Raw genomic sequence first — 15,316 nt, 5'->3', positions numbered from 1 at the left:
ATGATTAAAACAGATATACTTATCATAGGAGCAGGTCCTACAGGGTTATTCACGGTATTTGAAGCAGGTTTACTAAAACTGAAGACGCATTTAATAGATGCATTGCCTCAGCCCGGTGGACAGTGCTCAGAAATTTACCCAAAGAAACCCATTTATGATATTCCTGCTTACCCAGAGATTTTAGCTGGTGATTTGGTGAATCGATTAATGGAGCAGATAAAACCATTTGAACCCGGTTTTACCTTAGGAGAACGTGCAGAAACCCTAGATAAACAAGAAGATGGATCTTTTATTGTTACCACAAACAAAGGAACTAAACATCATGCCCCAATTGTGGTTATAGCTGGGGGACTAGGTTCTTTTGAACCCAGAAAACCGATTATCCCCAATATTGGCGATTATGAGGACAAAGGAGTTTCATATATCATAAAAGACCCGGAAGTATATCGAAATAAAAAAGTGGTCATTGCAGGTGGTGGAGATTCCGCATTGGATTGGGCCATTTATTTGGTAGATGTGGCTTCAGAAGTGGCTTTGGTACACAGAAGGAATGAATTTAGAGGTGCTTTGGATTCCGTTGAAAAAGCTTCGGAATTGGCCAAATTGGGTAAAATTCAGCTGTACACCGAAGCAGAAGTAAAAGAGGTACATGGCAAAAACGAACTTCAGGCCGTTGTCATCAAACATAATAATGAAACCAAAGGAGAAACGTATTTGGAAACAGATAGTTTTATTCCATTGTTTGGTCTTTCCCCAAAACTTGGACCAATAGGGAACTGGGGCTTGGAGATTGAAAAAAATGCTATCAAAGTAAATAACGGAAAAGATTACCAGACCAATATACCAGGAGTATTTGCCATTGGAGATGTAAACACTTACCCGGGAAAATTAAAATTGATTTTATCTGGATTCCATGAGGCTGCCGTAATGTGTCAGTTTGCATATCAAATTATAAACCCAGATAAACGATTTGTGATGAAATATACCACAGTTGGTGGAGTTGAAGGTTTTGACGGAACTAAAAAAGAAGCCAAAAAAGAAGTGGTACAAAGTATAGTCTAAAGTTTTTTTAGATTATTTGAGTTAGTCAAAAACCTTCCTTTGTGGCCACTTAGGGAGGTTTTAACGCTACAAAAAGAGAATTAAAGTTGTTTTTGAAGCCAAAGAGTGGTTATTTTGTTCTCAGTTCATTTATAAATTTGAGATTGTTATCAAGAAAGGCGGAGGGATTAGACCCTATGAAACCTTAGCAACCCTTTACTCTTAAAGAAGGTGCTAAATTCTACCTTAAATCAAATTCTTGGTTTTAGGAAGGATAACGTAACGAATACTTTTCACTGTATTTCCTACACTTTTCTTGATACAATAGTATAACTCTTAATAAAGGGTAATTGTGTTATGAATAATATTGAAGCTGTTTTACAAGAGCGTATTTTAGTGTTGGATGGTGCCATGGGTACCATGTTGCAACGGTATAAATTTCAGGAAGAAGATTTTAGAGGGGAGCGGTTCAAAGATTGGAAACATCCTCTTCAGGGGAATAACGACCTTTTATCATTGACCCAACCACATGCCATTGCGGAAGTACACAAAAAGTATTTTGAAGCCGGAGCAGATATTGTAGAAACCAATACATTTTCTGGAACGACCATCGCCATGGCGGATTATCATATGGAAGATTTGGTCTATGAACTCAATTATGAATCTGCCAAAATTGCCAAAAAAGTAGCTGAAGAGTTCACGGCAAGGGAACCTCATAAACCAAGATTTGTTGCAGGAAGTATTGGCCCCACGAATAAAACAGCCAGCATGTCACCAGATGTAAATGACCCTGGATATAGAGCAGTCTCTTTTGATGAATTACGGATAGCCTATAAAGAACAGGTGGAAGCATTGTTGGATGGGGGAGCAGATGTTTTATTGGTAGAAACCATTTTTGATACCTTAAACGCCAAAGCGGCATTGTTTGCTATTGAAGAAGTCAAAGAGGAAAGAAGTATTAAAGTGCCCATAATGGTCAGTGGAACCATAACCGATGCTTCAGGGCGTACTTTATCTGGTCAAACGGCAGAAGCTTTTCTAATATCCATTTCTCATATTCCTATTATTTCTGTTGGGTTTAATTGCGCTTTAGGCGCAAAACAACTGGTACCTCATTTAGAGGTATTATCAGCAAAAACAAATTATGGGGTTTCTGCCCATCCTAATGCTGGATTGCCAAACGCCTTTGGGGAATATGATGAAACTCCTGAGCAAATGGCAAGTCAAATAAAAGAATACTTGGAAAAAGGTCTTGTAAATATTGTGGGCGGTTGTTGCGGAACTACCCCAGAGCACATTAAGGCCATTGCGGATTTGACAATAGAATATGAACCACGTAAGGCTTTAGTAGAAAACGTATGATTTTGGAAGTAGCTATTTTACAAGTTAAACAAGAGAAGCAGACGGCGTTTGAAGAAAACTATGTTAAAGCTTCTTCAATAATTTCATCAATGCGAGGGTATGTCTCCCACGAACTTAAAAAGTGTATTGAAATAGAAGACCAATATATTCTTTTGGTAAACTGGCAAACTTTGGAAGATCATGAAATAGGTTTTCGTCAATCCCAGGATTATCAAGAGTGGAAAAAGTTATTACATCATTTTTACGACCCTTTTCCTAAAGTATTACATTATAGCTAATGACTAAGATCAAACCAAAATATTTAAAACTTAGTGGACTAGAGCCATTAGTTATTACCCCGGATAGCAACTTTATAAATGTTGGGGAACGAACCAATGTGGCTGGATCAAAAAAATTCCTTCGGTTAATCAAAGAAGAAAAATTTGATGAGGCGTTGGATGTAGCCAGACACCAGGTAGAAGGAGGAGCTCAGGTAATAGACATCAATATGGACGACGGCCTTATTGATGGAAAAGAAGCCATGGTCAGGTTTTTAAACTTAATTGTGGCCGAACCAGATATAGCAAGGGTTCCCATAATGATAGATAGTTCCAAATGGGAAATCATTGAAGCTGGTCTTCAAGTAGTTCAGGGAAAGTGCGTAGTAAATTCCATCAGTTTAAAAGAAGGAGAAGAGCAATTTATACATCAAGCTACATTGATAAAACGATATGGTGCTGCTGTTATCGTTATGGCTTTTGATGAGGTAGGTCAGGCAGATAATCTGGAACGACGTAAAGAGATTGCGGAGCGATCGTATCGAATTTTAGTGGATCAGGTCAAATTCCCAGCTGAGGATATCATATTTGATCTTAACATTTTCCCTGTTGCAACCGGAATGGAAGAACATCGGTTAAACGCCTTGGATTTTATTCAGGGAACTAAATGGGTAAAGGAGAATCTCCCTCACTGCAGTGTTAGTGGCGGAGTGAGCAATGTTTCATTTTCTTTCAGAGGAAATAACCCAGTCAGGGAAGCAATGCACTCTGTGTTTTTGTATCATGCCATTAATGCAGGAATGAACATGGGTATTGTAAACCCCGCTTTGTTGGAAGTTTATGATGATATTCCAAAAGATTTGTTGGAACATGTTGAAGATGTAATCCTAAACCGCAGAGATGATGCTACCGAACGATTATTGGAATTTGCAGAAACTGTTGTAGGGAAGGCAAAGGAAAACAAAGTTGATTTGTCTTGGAGAGAAGAACCTTTGCAGGCCAGAATCACAAGAGCTTTGGTGAAAGGAATTGATCAGTTTATTCTTGAAGATATTGAAGAAGCACGCTCAAATGCTTCCAGACCGTTGGAGGTTATCGAGGGGAACTTGATGACCGGAATGAATGTGGTAGGGGATTTATTTGGAAGTGGGAAAATGTTCCTTCCCCAGGTGGTAAAATCGGCACGAGTGATGAAAAAAGCCGTAGCGTATTTAGAACCCTTTATAGAAGAAGAAAAAAAGAACAATCCTGATCTTAACACCTCACAAGGAGCTGGAAAGGTGTTAATGGCTACTGTTAAAGGAGATGTTCACGATATTGGAAAAAATATCGTAAGTGTGGTTCTTGCCTGCAACAACTATGAAATTGTAGATATGGGGGTCATGGTTCCCCCTGAAAAAATCATTCAAAAAGCCAAAGAAGAACAGGTCGATATTATTGGTTTAAGTGGGTTGATTACACCATCTCTGGATGAAATGGTCTTTTTGGCCAAAGAAATGGAACGACAAGAATTTACTGTTCCCCTGTTAATAGGTGGTGCTACTACGAGTAAAGCTCATACCGCAGTAAAGATTGATCCTCAATATAGTCAAGCAGTGGTTCATGTTAACGATGCTTCAAGAGCAGTGACAGTTGTTGGAGATTTACTACAGAAAGAGACTTCTAATAACTATAAAAAATCCATCAAGTTGGATTATGAGAGTTTTAGAGATAAGTTTTTGAATAGAACCAAACAAAAAGAATATTTGACATTGGCAGAAGCCAGACAAAATAAACTTCAAATAGAATGGAACGCTTCAGATATCAAAAAACCAAATGAATTAGGTGTTCAGGTATGGGAAGATTTTGATTTAAAGAAACTTAGGGACTTTATAGATTGGACACCTTTCTTTAGAAGTTGGGATTTACATGGAAAATATCCAGCCATTTTAAAAGACAATGTAGTTGGAAATCAAGCTACAGAACTTTTTGAAGATGCACAGGTTATGCTGAAGCGAGTTTTGGATGAAAAATTGTTGAAAGCCAAAGTTATTTTTGGTTTATTTCCTGCAAACACCATCAATAACGACGATATTGAGGTTATTGCCTCTCCTGTCAGTTCGAGCGCAGTCGAGAACAAAGATCCCAAATATATTTTTAGAACCCTTCGTCAGCAACTTAAAAAAAGAGCGGGAGTCCCAAACATAGGACTGTCAGATTTTATCGCTCCAAAAGAAACGGGGATTCAAGATTATATGGGTTGTTTTTGCGTTACTACCGGATTTGGCACTCAAGAATTGGCTGCAGAATTTGAAAAGAACCTTGACGATTACAGTTCCATAATGATTAAGGCTTTGGCAGACCGTTTGGCAGAGGCCCTTGCGGAATACCTCCATAAAGAAGTGCGGACTAAATACTGGGGGTATGCATCAAGTGAAACCCTGTCCAATACCGATTTAATTGATGAAAAGTACAGAGGAATAAGACCGGCGCCAGGTTACCCAGCTTGCCCCGATCATTTGGAGAAACTGACTATTTGGGAGTTGTTAAATGTAGAAGAAAAAATAGGAGTACAGCTTACCGAAAGTTTAGCCATGTGGCCAGCAGCAAGTGTAAGCGGATATTATTTTGGACATCCAGAAACCAAATATTTTGGCTTGGGAAAAATAAAACAAGACCAAGTTGAGGATTTTGCCAAAAGGAAAGAAATTAAGTTGGAGGAAGCGCAAAAGTGGCTTGCTCCCAATATTGCTGAAGAATAATCAATGAAAGTAACAGACCACATTAAAAAAGCAAAAGGAGAAACGCTTTTCAGTTTTGAAATTATACCACCAGTAAAGGGGAAAAGCATTCAGGAACTCTACAATAATATTGACCCTCTCATGGAATTTAAACCACCTTTTATAGATGTTACCACTTCTAGGGAAGAGTTTGTGTACATAGATCGGGATGGTCTTTTGGATAAAAAATTAACGCGGATGCGTCCTGGGACCTTGGGGATTTGTGCTTCTATAACCCATAAGTACAATGTAGATACAGTGCCCCATGTTTTATGCGGAGGATTTACCAAAGAAGAAACCGAATATTTACTGGTGGATTGTCATTATTTGGGAATAGACAATGTAATGGCTTTGCGTGGAGATGCCATGCGAGAAGAGAAATACTTTGAACCCACCAAGGGAGGTCACCCATACGCATCGAGCTTGGTTGAGCAAATTCAAAAATTGAACTGTGGTAACTATTTGCATGAAGTGATTGAAACGGACAATTGTTCAGATTTTTGCATTGGTGTAGCTGGGTATCCTGAGAAACATATGGAATCTCCTTCCTTAAAATCAGATTTAAAGAGGTTGAAACAAAAAGTGGATTTAGGAGCAGATTATGTTGTTACACAGATGTTTTTTGACAATCAAAAGTATTTTGAGTTTGTTGAGGAAGCAAGAAAAATGGGCATTACCGTTCCTATAGTTCCTGGAATAAAACCAATAGCGGTTAAACGGCATTTACAATTACTTCCACAAGTATTCCGTGTAGATATTCCACAAGATTTGGTAGATGCAGTGGAAGCTTGCAAAACCAATAAGGAAGTCCGTCAGGTTGGTGTGGAATGGTGTATTCAACAGTCCAAGGAATTAAAAGAAGCTGGAGCGCCCGTATTACATTATTATTCTATGGGCAAATCGGATAATATCAAAGCCATTGCGAGAGAGGTATTTTAATTTCCTATTTTAGCGCCTCATGAAGCGCCTACTTTGTTTATATATTCTTATATGTGGTAGCTACGGATTTTCCCAAAAAGAGGAAGTTCCAAAAAAGTTTGTGGTAGATGTAAACCAGTTTTATGGTTCCATAGTATTGCATAACCCGGATATTTCACATTTAATAACAAACCACCCCGGAGGAGTTATTTTAGGATTAAGCAGAAAACGGTTTGGGAATGAAGAATGGGAATCACAATATGGATACCCTGATACTGGTGCTTCATTCGTATATCAAAACACAAACAATTCAACTTTAGGGGATCTCTTTGGGCTGTATGCGCATTACAATTTCTACTTTTTAAAACGAAATCTCCAACTCCGCATTGGACAAGGACTGGCTTACAACACAAATCCGTATGATAAAACCGAAAATTTTAGGAACAATGCATATGGTTCCCATATATTGGCTTCTACCTTGGTCATGTTCAATTACCATAAAGAGAACCTTTTTGCTGGTTTAGGGCTAAAAGCGGGAATCTCATTGCTACATTACTCCAACGCTAATTTTAAAGCTCCAAATACTTCTACCAACACCATGGCTTTTAACGTAGGGTTGACCTATGATTTGGATTCTGAAAAATCCTATGAATTCATTCAAACAGAAACAACAGAGAACGTTGCCGAGCCCATTCGATACAATTTGGTTTTAAGAGGTGGTGCAAATGAAAGCGACATTATTGACCTTGGTCGATATGGATTTTTTATTCTCTCGGCATATGCAGATAAGAGACTTGGAAGAAAGAGTGCTTTACAATTTGGGACAGATGTGTTCTTTTCAACTTTTTTAAAGGAAGTGATTCGTTTTCAATCTATTTCATTTCCAGAACTTAATGTAGCTTCGGATACGGATTACAAACGTGTTGGACTTTTTATAGGTCATGAACTTTTTGTAAACAAAATGAGCGTGATTGCACAATTGGGATACTATGTATATTATCCCTTTGATTTTGAAGGTAAGATTTATAACAGGATAGGGCTCAAACGCTATTTTGGAGATAAAATCTTCGGAGCGGTAACCCTAAAATCTCATGGTGCCAAGGCAGAAACTGTTGAATTTGGAATAGGAGTTCGTTTATGAAAAAATGGGTAATCACATATCTGGCTTTGTTTTTAATTGCATGCAATGGTGAAAATACCCCTGATTGTTTTCAAAACGCGGGTGATTTGGTTCGAGAGACTGTGGATGTTAATGAATTCACTAATATTACAGTCTTTGAGAACATCAATTTAGTAATAAGACAAGGGGCTGAGCAAGTAGTTGAAATTGAAACAGGAGAATTCCTTCGGAAGGAGGTCTCGGCTCAGGTAGAAGATAATCGTCTCATACTCAGAAACGAGAATGGTTGTAATTTTTTTCGTGATTATGGGTTGACCACAATTTATGTTACCTCACCAAATATTGAAGAAATACGCAGCAGTACTGGTCTCTTGATTTCTAGTGATGGAGTATTAAATTACCCAAATCTCTCCCTATTATCAGAAAGCTTTGCAGAACCAGACGCGGAAACTACAGATGGTTCTTTTGATTTAGAGGTGGCATCAGAAAATGTAAGCATTGTGGTAAATGGTATTGCTTTTTTTCAACTTAGAGGGACTACCACCAATTTAACCCTTACCCTGGCAGCGGGAGATTCTAGAATTGAAGCTAAAAATCTAGTTGCGCAGAATGTCAGTATGGATCACAGAGGGTCAAATGATGTGTTTGTGAATCCGGAGCAAAGAATTAGTGGGGTCATAAGGGGGACAGGGGATGTTATAAGTAACAACCGTCCGCCTGAAGTTGATGTTGAGGAACTCTTCAACGGACGATTGATTTTTAATGATTAGAATATTGGAAGCTATTATTTAATTGGGATGTAGATCTCAGTTTTTAACTTTTCTTCTTCGGTTTTCTCTGCATTGTTCAAATATTTTTCACGTACTGGCTCATCTCTTAATTCATATTCACTTTCAAGTAGCCAAGTGTTGAAAATATGGTCATAGACATATCTGAAATTGGTATAACTACCCTGATAAAGAAAAACAGCAAACTTTCCACCTTTTAATGTTTTTGTGCCCACTTTTCCAGAAGGTTTTGCTTCTTTATGGATAATAAGACAGGCATCATAACGAATATTGCTTTCCTCCGTTACGTTAGGGTCATCAAAGGGTTGTCCAAAATGTTCAATACCCGCAGTAAACAATTTCTGCTTCTTCACTTCTTGCCATAAGGTTGCCCATGCAGAAGGATAATCCATTTTGTTATAAGCACCTTTCATGGTAACATAAAGACAATTTTTGTCATCAAGAGTGATGAATTTTGGTTTTTTAATGTTTAATGATTTTGTTTCCATACTGTTTGTCATTTTTAAATTGAATGTTTTATTTTTCCGATACTCCGAAGGAGTTGTATTAAAATGCTGCTTAAAGACCTTGGTTAATGAAGAAGGCGTTTCATAGCCCACCTGATAACTCACCTCCTCAATGGGTAAGGATGTATACCGGATCATTTTGGCAGCGGTTTCTATTCGTGCCCTTGTAATGTAGGCTCCAATGGGTTCACCTAACAATGCTCTTGTAATTCTATGAAAATGAAAAGGTGAAAAATGAGAAAGCTCAGCTAAGGTCTTAATGTCTATTTTTTCATCTAAATGATTATGAATGTATTCCACAATACGATTTAATTTTTGATGATAGTATGCCTTGTTATTTTCAGATGGTGCCATATCTTTTGTATTGTTGAGACAAATGTATAAGGAAATGGAAGTAAGCACTTTTTCATTCTTGCTGACTTTAATTTTTGATTTTCGACATCATTCCAAATTAAATCAAGAATCTTATTTTTCAATTGAGGGATTTCTCACTATGTTCGGAATGACAAAAATCTAATCTTGGGAACAATACAAACCTTTTTCAATAATTTGTTTAATTCAAGAGTTAAAACTAAATCACTTGATAGGCTCCAAGGATTTAAAAAGTATGATGCCATCCTACATAATCTAGTAGCTGAGAAGAAAGTACCGGGAATGGCTGTTACCATTTTAAAGGATAGTCAAATTGCATTTGAAAAAGGATATGGATATGCAAGTCTAGAAGAAAAGATTAAGGTAAATCCAAAGAAAACCGTATTCCGAATTGCCAGTATCTCAAAATGTATCACAGGCATGGCATTGGCAAAAATGGTAGAGGAAAAGATAGTGGATTTGGATACTTCATTTTATGACTACGTACCATATTATCCAAAAAAGAAAAACGATTTTACCTTAAGGCACCTGGCCGGTCATACAGCAGGTATAAGGGGGTATAGAGGTAAGGAATATGCTTTAAACAAACCTTATTCAATTATAGATAGCATTGAAGTTTTTAAGGATGACCCCTTGGTTTTTGAACCCGGTAATGGGTATTTGTATAACAGTTTTGACTTTGTATTGTTGTCTCTTGCAATGCAGGAAGCCAGTGGAGTTTCTTTTGAAAAATATGTAAAGCAGAAAATACTAGACCCCTTAAGAATGCTAGACACTTTCCCGCCCAGTCAGGTAGACCTTAATCACAAGGAGAAATTCAAAGCAACGACGTTTTACACTAAGACCGCAATCGGTTTTAAAAATTCGGTGCCTGTCAATAATTACTTCAAATTGGCAGGAGGAGGCTATTTATCTACCGCTAATGATATTTCTAAACTGGGACAAGCTATTTTAGAAGAGAAGTTGGTAAAGCCCGAGATACTGAAAGAGATACTCACTTCACAAATTGTTGATGGTAAACCTACGTACTACGGATTAGGCTTCCAGGTTAGTCAAGATAACTTGGGAAAGAACTTTGTTGGTCATATAGGCAATAGTGTAGGGGCTTATTCTAATTTCTTCGTTTACCCTTCTGAAGGAATAGTGATTTCTATACTAATAAATTGTTCGGACCCAAAAGTACAAGAAGATTTGGATGGTATTCAAAGCTTGTGTTGAGAAAAATCAATCAAATTTTAATAAGTTAGGAATCCTTACTATATTTGTATCGCAATAATGCAAAACTTAAATAGTAGTACAAATGAACAAATCAGTTTTTTATCATGCGGGTTGTCCGGTATGTATCAGTGCAGAGCAAGACCTTATATCTCTAATCGGGGAAACAAATGTGGCAATAGTTAATATTGGAGAGGAGAGAAGTAGAATTTCAGAAGCAGAAGAATTAGGTGTTAAATCAGTGCCCGCTTTAGTAACTCCCAACGGAAACATCTTGCATATTAATTATGGCGCTTCAATTGAAGAGGTAAAAGGGTAGTCTATTTTTTTAATGCTTAAAGTTAGGAATCCTAACTTATTAAAATTTTATTTATGAAAACGGATAATTTATTAGTCATCGGCATGTTATTGGCCGGTAGTTTATTTACCTCCTGTGCTCAAAAAAGTCCATACAATAATGAAGATTTTCAAATAAAGGCTGCACAAGTTACCCATGAGATAGACTTAGGAGTAACCGTTTGGGAATTGGCAGTTAGCGGAACAGCGGGTGCCACGTTACCCACGGCAGTTGGACAATTGGACGGTGCTCCAGTTTTGGGATATGTTTTTCCTACAAGCTTGCAAACTACAGATGTAGGTTTTAACGAAACTGAAGGTATTGTGGCTTTAGCTTTGACTTCTCACCCAGATTTTGACGATACTCCGTTATGGGATGAAAACAATGACGCTATTTTTAACAATGATGGTATAATTTGGCATCCGCATTGGGTTGTATTGACAGAAGATAAACGAGTAACTGGCGGTCTTTCTGTGAAGCAATTTAAAAAGGCCGATGAAACAGTAGTGCTTCCGCCAACAAATCCAGGGATGCCAATGTATATGGACTCTCCAGGATATCCTGTGCTTACCAAAAATAGTATCATTAAGGTTGTTGTTCCGGACTATCGAATTAATAACAGAACAGATTTTAAGTATGATGGAGTCACTGCTTTTATGAAAGTAAATACCAGTGTTGATGATATGCCTATGTTGGGCGTTTACGAAGTTTTCAGCGTGGCCAGCGGCGATTTGTCTTTACCATATACCGTAAAATAGAAGTATGCAAGTTTCAGTTTGGGATACTTATGTTCCGCGGGAAGATGGTAAGGTTATGCACTTTGATATTTTAGTGCCAAGCACCTTAACGGACATAGATGTTATATTTGGTTTTGGTGAGAAGTATTTGTCTTCTAAAGCTTTTAAAACGGGTAGGCTATCTGCGAATGAATGCAAATTTTGCCATATGCAGGAGGCGCCCTTTATCGTAACCGAAAATATAGAGAGAGACGGGTATCATATTATTGAAATGGAAAATTGCTCCTAATTTAATTAGGATAACTAACTTTGCCTGTCGAACAATCGGCAGGCTTTGTTTTTATGAATAGCAAAAGTGTTTTTAATCCAGAACGACAGCAAGATGATCTTTCCAGTAAAATAATTACCGGTTTAGAACGTATATCACAGGCGTTTAAGGCACTTCTATGGGAAAAGGCAAAGCAACTTGGCCTAAGCCCTATTCAGATTCAAATTTTGATTTTTGTTGCCTATCATAAAAGTGAATTCAACAACGTGAGCTTTTTGGCTCAAGAGTTCAATGTTACCAAGCCCACTATTAGTGACGCCATAAGGGTATTGGATAAAAAAGGCTTTATTATCAAAGACTATTCTTCACCGGATAATCGAAGTTATTCAATTTTACTCTCAGGTTCTGGAAAAGAGATTGTCTCAAAGACAGAACATTTTGCAAACCCATTGGTAGATCAGTTAGACTCAGTAGAGACTGAAGAAAAGGAAAACTTGTTCAAGACGTTGAGCAAGTTAATATATCAATTAAACCAAACAGGTGTTTTAACGGTGCAGCGCACATGCTTTGCGTGTAAGTTTTATCAAAAAACAGCAGCTAATCACTATTGCCATTTGTTAGAGAAACAATTAAAACATTCGGACATTCGTCTTGATTGTATTGAGTTTGAAGAAAGAACATGATTTCCGAAGTGCTATTGAAAAAATATGGAGCGGAGCAAGTATTTCTCAAAAAAAAAGAATCGCTTTTTGGGATTGATACTTTGCCTAGATATTACTTTCAGGTTATTTCTGGAAAAATCAAGATGAATAATTTTAATGGAGATGGCAAGGAGTTTATACAGGGAATATTTTCTGGAGGTTCAAGTTTTGGGGAACCTCCTTTATTTGCTGATTTGGACTATCCCGCGTATGCCGAAGCTGTAGAGGACAGCACAGTATGGAAGCTTGAAAAGAGGCGCTTTTTTGAATTACTTAAGGAAAACCCAGATACACACCTGGCATTGACAAAGGTATTGGCCAGCAGGCTGCATTACAAGGCAACCATGGTGGCAGAAATTTCCTCTGAAAGCCCTGAGCATAGATTGTTAAGGCTTATCGATTATTTCAAAACACATATTCATAAGATTCCTGAAGACGAGCAGTATTTAGTAGAATTATCTAGGCAACAAATGGCTGACCTCACTGGCCTAAGGGTGGAAACGGTTATTCGGGCTATAAAATCTTTAGAAAAGAAAAACATACTCCAACTTCAATCCCATAAAATAATTAGGTAGGGTAAGCTGTTTTATGATTTAAGTCATAAAAATGAGTGTTCTGTCTAGGATAATTTTGTTCCATAATATGACAAATGACATATATAATGGAACTCTATTCAAAAGGTTTGCAAGAATTTAAAAGAAGTATCAATGGGTATTCCCCAATATTTATAATAGGTCAAAGCTGTTTAGGTTCGGTAGCAGCAATGTATATTTTAATGAATGGAGCATCCGCCATTCAAATGTTTCAGTTGTTTCTGGTTACTATAGCATGTATGGGTTTTAACGCTTCTGTGCTTTCTCAGCAAAGTCCAAAAACTGTGTTTAATCTATTAATAATTAGTGTTGTTATCAGTACAGTGGTATTAATACTAAATTTGCTGTAATATGGCAAGAGTGCAAATAGAAACACGCAAAGAGGTTCGCCTATTGGTAACCCAGTTCTACGAAAAAGTAAGAAAGGATGCCGAAATAGGTCATTTCTTCAATGAAACCATTGATGATTGGCCCACTCATATGGACAAATTGGTAGATTTCTGGGAAACCAATTTATTTTTTGTTCAGAAGTATAAAGGGAATCCTTTGGTTGTCCATGCAGAGTTGGATGAAAAGATGAACCACCAAATAACTAATTATCATTTTGGAATTTGGTTACGGCATTGGATTGAAACCATAGACGCCAATTTTGTGGGCGAAAATGCGGAAAAAGCAAAACAAAGAGCCCGAAACATAAGTGTGAGAATGTTCATGACGATTTTTGAACATCGCAAGCGTTTGCCCTCCAATTAAATAAAACTTTCTTTAGATACGGTCATTTGCAAATTCTTCACAGAGGGCCAATGTTTCTTTTACATCTTCTAATGTTGTTCTTGGGTTGATGAGGCACATCCGTAAGACCGTTTTGCCGTGTAATACAGTGGTCACCAACAATGCCTTTCTAGAAGAAACCACCCTTTCTGAAATATATTGATTGATAGCATCCAACTCTTTTTTTGAACGTTTTTTTGAAATTGGATTATACCTAAAGTTAATGATTGCCAAGGTAGCTGGAAAAACAACTTGCCAATGCTTACTGCTTCTCAATAATGTTTCTACTTCTTCGGCCAGATCTATATTATAGGTAATGGCATTTCTAAATTCTTTAAGCCCATAGGTTTTTAATGACATATAAAACTTAAGAGCCCTAAACATTCTCGTAAGTTGAATACCGTGGTCATAAAAATTAATTTCTGAAGTATTTCCTTCAATATCCCTAAGATATTCAGGTTTTTCAGTGAAAGTATGGCTCAAATGTTTATGGTTTCTTACCAAAAGACATCCCATTTCATAAGGTTGAAAAAACCATTTATGGGGATCTACCGTTAAAGAATCGGCTTTTTCAATACCTTTTAAAAGTTGTTTTCCCTTTGCAGATAGAATTGCGGCCGCACCATAAGCCCCATCAATGTGGAACCAGATGTCTTCTTTTTTACAAATAGCTGCAAGCTCAGAAAGAGGATCTATAGTTCCGGTATTTGTAGTACCAGAAGTGGCTATTAAACAAAAAGGGAAAAGCCCTTCTAACTTATCTTTCGCAATACAGTTTTTAAGCTTGTTTATGGCAAATTTAAATTCAATATCTGTTGGTATTATTCTGATCTGCTCCTTTTTAAATCCCAAGACACGAATTGCCTTAATGTTTGATGAATGGGCCTGATCAGAAAGATATATGACCGCTTTTGAGAAATCCTCACCACATTTAATTCTCCTAGCTGTAGTTAATGCGGTTAAATTAGCCATGGAACCTCCACTGGTAAAAATACCGCCTCCTTTTTTCTGCGGAAATCCAAATATTTTTAACAACCATTGCAGTGTTATAATTTCCAATTCGGCAGCTGCAGGGGATGCTACCCACCCTCCAGAAAAAATATTGAAACCGGTTGCAAGAGTATCAGCCATTACGCTAACGTAGTTGCTTGGGCCGGGAACAAAAGAGTATGATTTTGGGTGAGACATATCCGTGCTATTGGTCATCACCTTTTCCAAAACAAAATTGAGTACATCCAATGGCTCAGACCCCTTTTCCGGTGCTTCTTCCAGAAAAAGGGAATCCATTTCTTCCCTAGATCCCTTAGCTACGGGGAGTTTACTGTTTTGAGTATGGTAATGTTCAATTATAGCATCTATAACTTGGTTGCCATACGCTTTCATTGCTTCTTTTGATAATTCCAAGCTAGCAAATTCTTTTTTCATGAAATCGGATTAAATCGCAAGTGCAAAAGTACCGATTTGAATATTTGGATAACATGATGTTTGGTTTAAAATAATATGGAAAAAAGTATTAGTGAAATAGAGGTGCGAAAAAGGATCTTTAGATTGTTTCAACAAACTAAATACTG

The 15,316-nt window shown here is 37.3% G+C and carries 17 protein-coding genes and 1 riboswitch; of the genes, 15 read left to right on the top strand and 2 right to left on the bottom strand.

Features of this window, described 5'->3' with window-relative positions:
• The 7 genes from LV704_RS04385 (at position 1) to LV704_RS04355 (ending at position 8,227) form a co-directional block, all read left to right on the top strand.
• Positions 1-1,062: an NAD(P)/FAD-dependent oxidoreductase gene (locus tag LV704_RS04385; protein ID WP_163421555.1), complete on the top strand. Its 1,062-nt coding sequence runs from the start codon at positions 1-3 to the stop codon at positions 1,060-1,062.
• A 143-nt stretch (positions 1,063-1,205) separates the two neighbouring features.
• Positions 1,206-1,322, top strand: a riboswitch (SAM riboswitch).
• 76 nt (positions 1,323-1,398) lie between these two features.
• Positions 1,399-2,403: a homocysteine S-methyltransferase family protein gene (locus tag LV704_RS04380; protein ID WP_163421556.1), complete on the top strand. Its 1,005-nt coding sequence runs from the start codon at positions 1,399-1,401 to the stop codon at positions 2,401-2,403.
• Complete coding sequence (locus LV704_RS04375) at positions 2,400-2,681, top strand: antibiotic biosynthesis monooxygenase (protein ID WP_163421557.1); 282 nt, start codon at positions 2,400-2,402, stop codon at positions 2,679-2,681. The genes LV704_RS04380 and LV704_RS04375 overlap by 4 nt, the downstream gene beginning before the upstream one ends.
• Complete coding sequence (gene metH, locus LV704_RS04370) at positions 2,681-5,401, top strand: methionine synthase (RefSeq protein ID WP_163421558.1); 2,721 nt, start codon at positions 2,681-2,683, stop codon at positions 5,399-5,401. The genes LV704_RS04375 and metH overlap by 1 nt, the downstream gene beginning before the upstream one ends.
• A gap of 3 nt (positions 5,402-5,404) precedes the next feature.
• Positions 5,405-6,358 carry a methylenetetrahydrofolate reductase [NAD(P)H] gene (gene metF, locus LV704_RS04365; RefSeq protein WP_163421559.1) on the top strand — a complete coding sequence of 318 codons (954 nt, stop codon included), beginning with the start codon at positions 5,405-5,407 and terminating at the stop codon, positions 6,356-6,358.
• 19 nt (positions 6,359-6,377) lie between these two features.
• Positions 6,378-7,478 carry an acyloxyacyl hydrolase gene (locus tag LV704_RS04360; RefSeq protein WP_163421560.1) on the top strand — a complete coding sequence of 367 codons (1,101 nt, stop codon included), beginning with the start codon at positions 6,378-6,380 and terminating at the stop codon, positions 7,476-7,478.
• Positions 7,475-8,227 carry a head GIN domain-containing protein gene (locus LV704_RS04355; RefSeq protein ID WP_163421561.1) on the top strand — a complete coding sequence of 251 codons (753 nt, stop codon included), beginning with the start codon at positions 7,475-7,477 and terminating at the stop codon, positions 8,225-8,227. Before LV704_RS04360 ends, LV704_RS04355 begins: the two co-directional genes overlap by 4 nt.
• Before the next feature lie 14 nt (positions 8,228-8,241).
• Here LV704_RS04355 and LV704_RS04350 read toward each other — a convergent pair whose 3' ends face one another.
• The gene (locus LV704_RS04350) at positions 8,242-9,105 is read right to left on the bottom strand and encodes a GyrI-like domain-containing protein (RefSeq protein WP_163421562.1); all 864 of its coding nucleotides are present in this window, start codon (positions 9,103-9,105) and stop codon (positions 8,242-8,244) included.
• Positions 9,106-9,270: 165 nt separating this feature from the next.
• Here LV704_RS04350 and LV704_RS04345 point away from each other — a divergent pair, with 165 nt between their 5' ends.
• From LV704_RS04345 to LV704_RS04310, 8 genes are all read left to right on the top strand, one after another.
• Positions 9,271-10,341: a serine hydrolase gene (locus LV704_RS04345; RefSeq protein ID WP_163421563.1), complete on the top strand. Its 1,071-nt coding sequence runs from the start codon at positions 9,271-9,273 to the stop codon at positions 10,339-10,341.
• 82 nt (positions 10,342-10,423) lie between these two features.
• Complete coding sequence (locus LV704_RS04340) at positions 10,424-10,657, top strand: thioredoxin family protein (protein ID WP_163421564.1); 234 nt, start codon at positions 10,424-10,426, stop codon at positions 10,655-10,657.
• A 53-nt stretch (positions 10,658-10,710) separates the two neighbouring features.
• Positions 10,711-11,433: a hypothetical protein gene (locus LV704_RS04335; RefSeq protein WP_163421565.1), complete on the top strand. Its 723-nt coding sequence runs from the start codon at positions 10,711-10,713 to the stop codon at positions 11,431-11,433.
• Between the two features lie 4 nt (positions 11,434-11,437).
• On the top strand, positions 11,438-11,701 hold the full coding sequence (locus LV704_RS04330) for a DUF2024 family protein (RefSeq protein ID WP_163421566.1): 264 nt from the start codon (positions 11,438-11,440) through the stop codon (positions 11,699-11,701).
• Between the two features lie 53 nt (positions 11,702-11,754).
• Positions 11,755-12,363, top strand: a complete 609-nt coding sequence (locus LV704_RS04325) for a MarR family winged helix-turn-helix transcriptional regulator (protein ID WP_163421567.1) — start codon at positions 11,755-11,757, stop codon at positions 12,361-12,363.
• Positions 12,360-12,956 carry a Crp/Fnr family transcriptional regulator gene (locus LV704_RS04320; protein WP_163421568.1) on the top strand — a complete coding sequence of 199 codons (597 nt, stop codon included), beginning with the start codon at positions 12,360-12,362 and terminating at the stop codon, positions 12,954-12,956. The genes LV704_RS04325 and LV704_RS04320 overlap by 4 nt, the downstream gene beginning before the upstream one ends.
• Before the next feature lie 86 nt (positions 12,957-13,042).
• Complete coding sequence (locus tag LV704_RS04315; protein WP_163421569.1) at positions 13,043-13,324, top strand: hypothetical protein; 282 nt, start codon at positions 13,043-13,045, stop codon at positions 13,322-13,324.
• Between the two features lies 1 nt (position 13,325).
• Entirely contained in the window at positions 13,326-13,727 is a 402-nt protein-coding gene (locus LV704_RS04310; protein ID WP_163421570.1) for a group III truncated hemoglobin, read from the top strand.
• Positions 13,728-13,739: 12 nt separating this feature from the next.
• Here LV704_RS04310 and LV704_RS04305 read toward each other — a convergent pair whose 3' ends face one another.
• Positions 13,740-15,170, bottom strand: coding sequence for an aspartate aminotransferase family protein (locus LV704_RS04305; RefSeq protein WP_163421571.1), 1,431 nt, complete (start codon positions 15,168-15,170; stop codon positions 13,740-13,742).
• Positions 15,171-15,316 lie beyond the last annotated feature (146 nt).

It is taken from the genome of Flagellimonas sp. CMM7 (genome assembly GCF_021390195.1).
GTDB lineage: Bacteria > Bacteroidota > Bacteroidia > Flavobacteriales > Flavobacteriaceae > Flagellimonas.
This window is presented reverse-complemented; position numbering and strand designations above follow the sequence as displayed.

What these genes read in the sequence shown, in the direction of transcription:
- LV704_RS04385 (WP_163421555.1), top strand. Translation starts at nt 1, where the DNA reads ATGATTAAAACAGATATACTTATCATAGGAGCAGGTCCTACAGGGTTA.
- LV704_RS04380 (WP_163421556.1), top strand. Translation starts at nt 1,399, where the DNA reads ATGAATAATATTGAAGCTGTTTTACAAGAGCGTATTTTAGTGTTGGAT.
- LV704_RS04375 (WP_163421557.1), top strand. Translation starts at nt 2,400, where the DNA reads ATGATTTTGGAAGTAGCTATTTTACAAGTTAAACAAGAGAAGCAGACG.
- metH (WP_163421558.1), top strand. Translation starts at nt 2,681, where the DNA reads ATGACTAAGATCAAACCAAAATATTTAAAACTTAGTGGACTAGAGCCA.
- metF (WP_163421559.1), top strand. Translation starts at nt 5,405, where the DNA reads ATGAAAGTAACAGACCACATTAAAAAAGCAAAAGGAGAAACGCTTTTC.
- LV704_RS04360 (WP_163421560.1), top strand. Translation starts at nt 6,378, where the DNA reads ATGAAGCGCCTACTTTGTTTATATATTCTTATATGTGGTAGCTACGGA.
- LV704_RS04355 (WP_163421561.1), top strand. Translation starts at nt 7,475, where the DNA reads ATGAAAAAATGGGTAATCACATATCTGGCTTTGTTTTTAATTGCATGC.
- LV704_RS04350 (WP_163421562.1), bottom strand. Translation starts at nt 9,105, where the DNA reads ATGGCACCATCTGAAAATAACAAGGCATACTATCATCAAAAATTAAAT.
- LV704_RS04340 (WP_163421564.1), top strand. Translation starts at nt 10,424, where the DNA reads ATGAACAAATCAGTTTTTTATCATGCGGGTTGTCCGGTATGTATCAGT.
- LV704_RS04335 (WP_163421565.1), top strand. Translation starts at nt 10,711, where the DNA reads ATGAAAACGGATAATTTATTAGTCATCGGCATGTTATTGGCCGGTAGT.
- LV704_RS04330 (WP_163421566.1), top strand. Translation starts at nt 11,438, where the DNA reads ATGCAAGTTTCAGTTTGGGATACTTATGTTCCGCGGGAAGATGGTAAG.
- LV704_RS04325 (WP_163421567.1), top strand. Translation starts at nt 11,755, where the DNA reads ATGAATAGCAAAAGTGTTTTTAATCCAGAACGACAGCAAGATGATCTT.
- LV704_RS04320 (WP_163421568.1), top strand. Translation starts at nt 12,360, where the DNA reads ATGATTTCCGAAGTGCTATTGAAAAAATATGGAGCGGAGCAAGTATTT.
- LV704_RS04315 (WP_163421569.1), top strand. Translation starts at nt 13,043, where the DNA reads ATGGAACTCTATTCAAAAGGTTTGCAAGAATTTAAAAGAAGTATCAAT.
- LV704_RS04310 (WP_163421570.1), top strand. Translation starts at nt 13,326, where the DNA reads ATGGCAAGAGTGCAAATAGAAACACGCAAAGAGGTTCGCCTATTGGTA.
- LV704_RS04305 (WP_163421571.1), bottom strand. Translation starts at nt 15,170, where the DNA reads ATGAAAAAAGAATTTGCTAGCTTGGAATTATCAAAAGAAGCAATGAAA.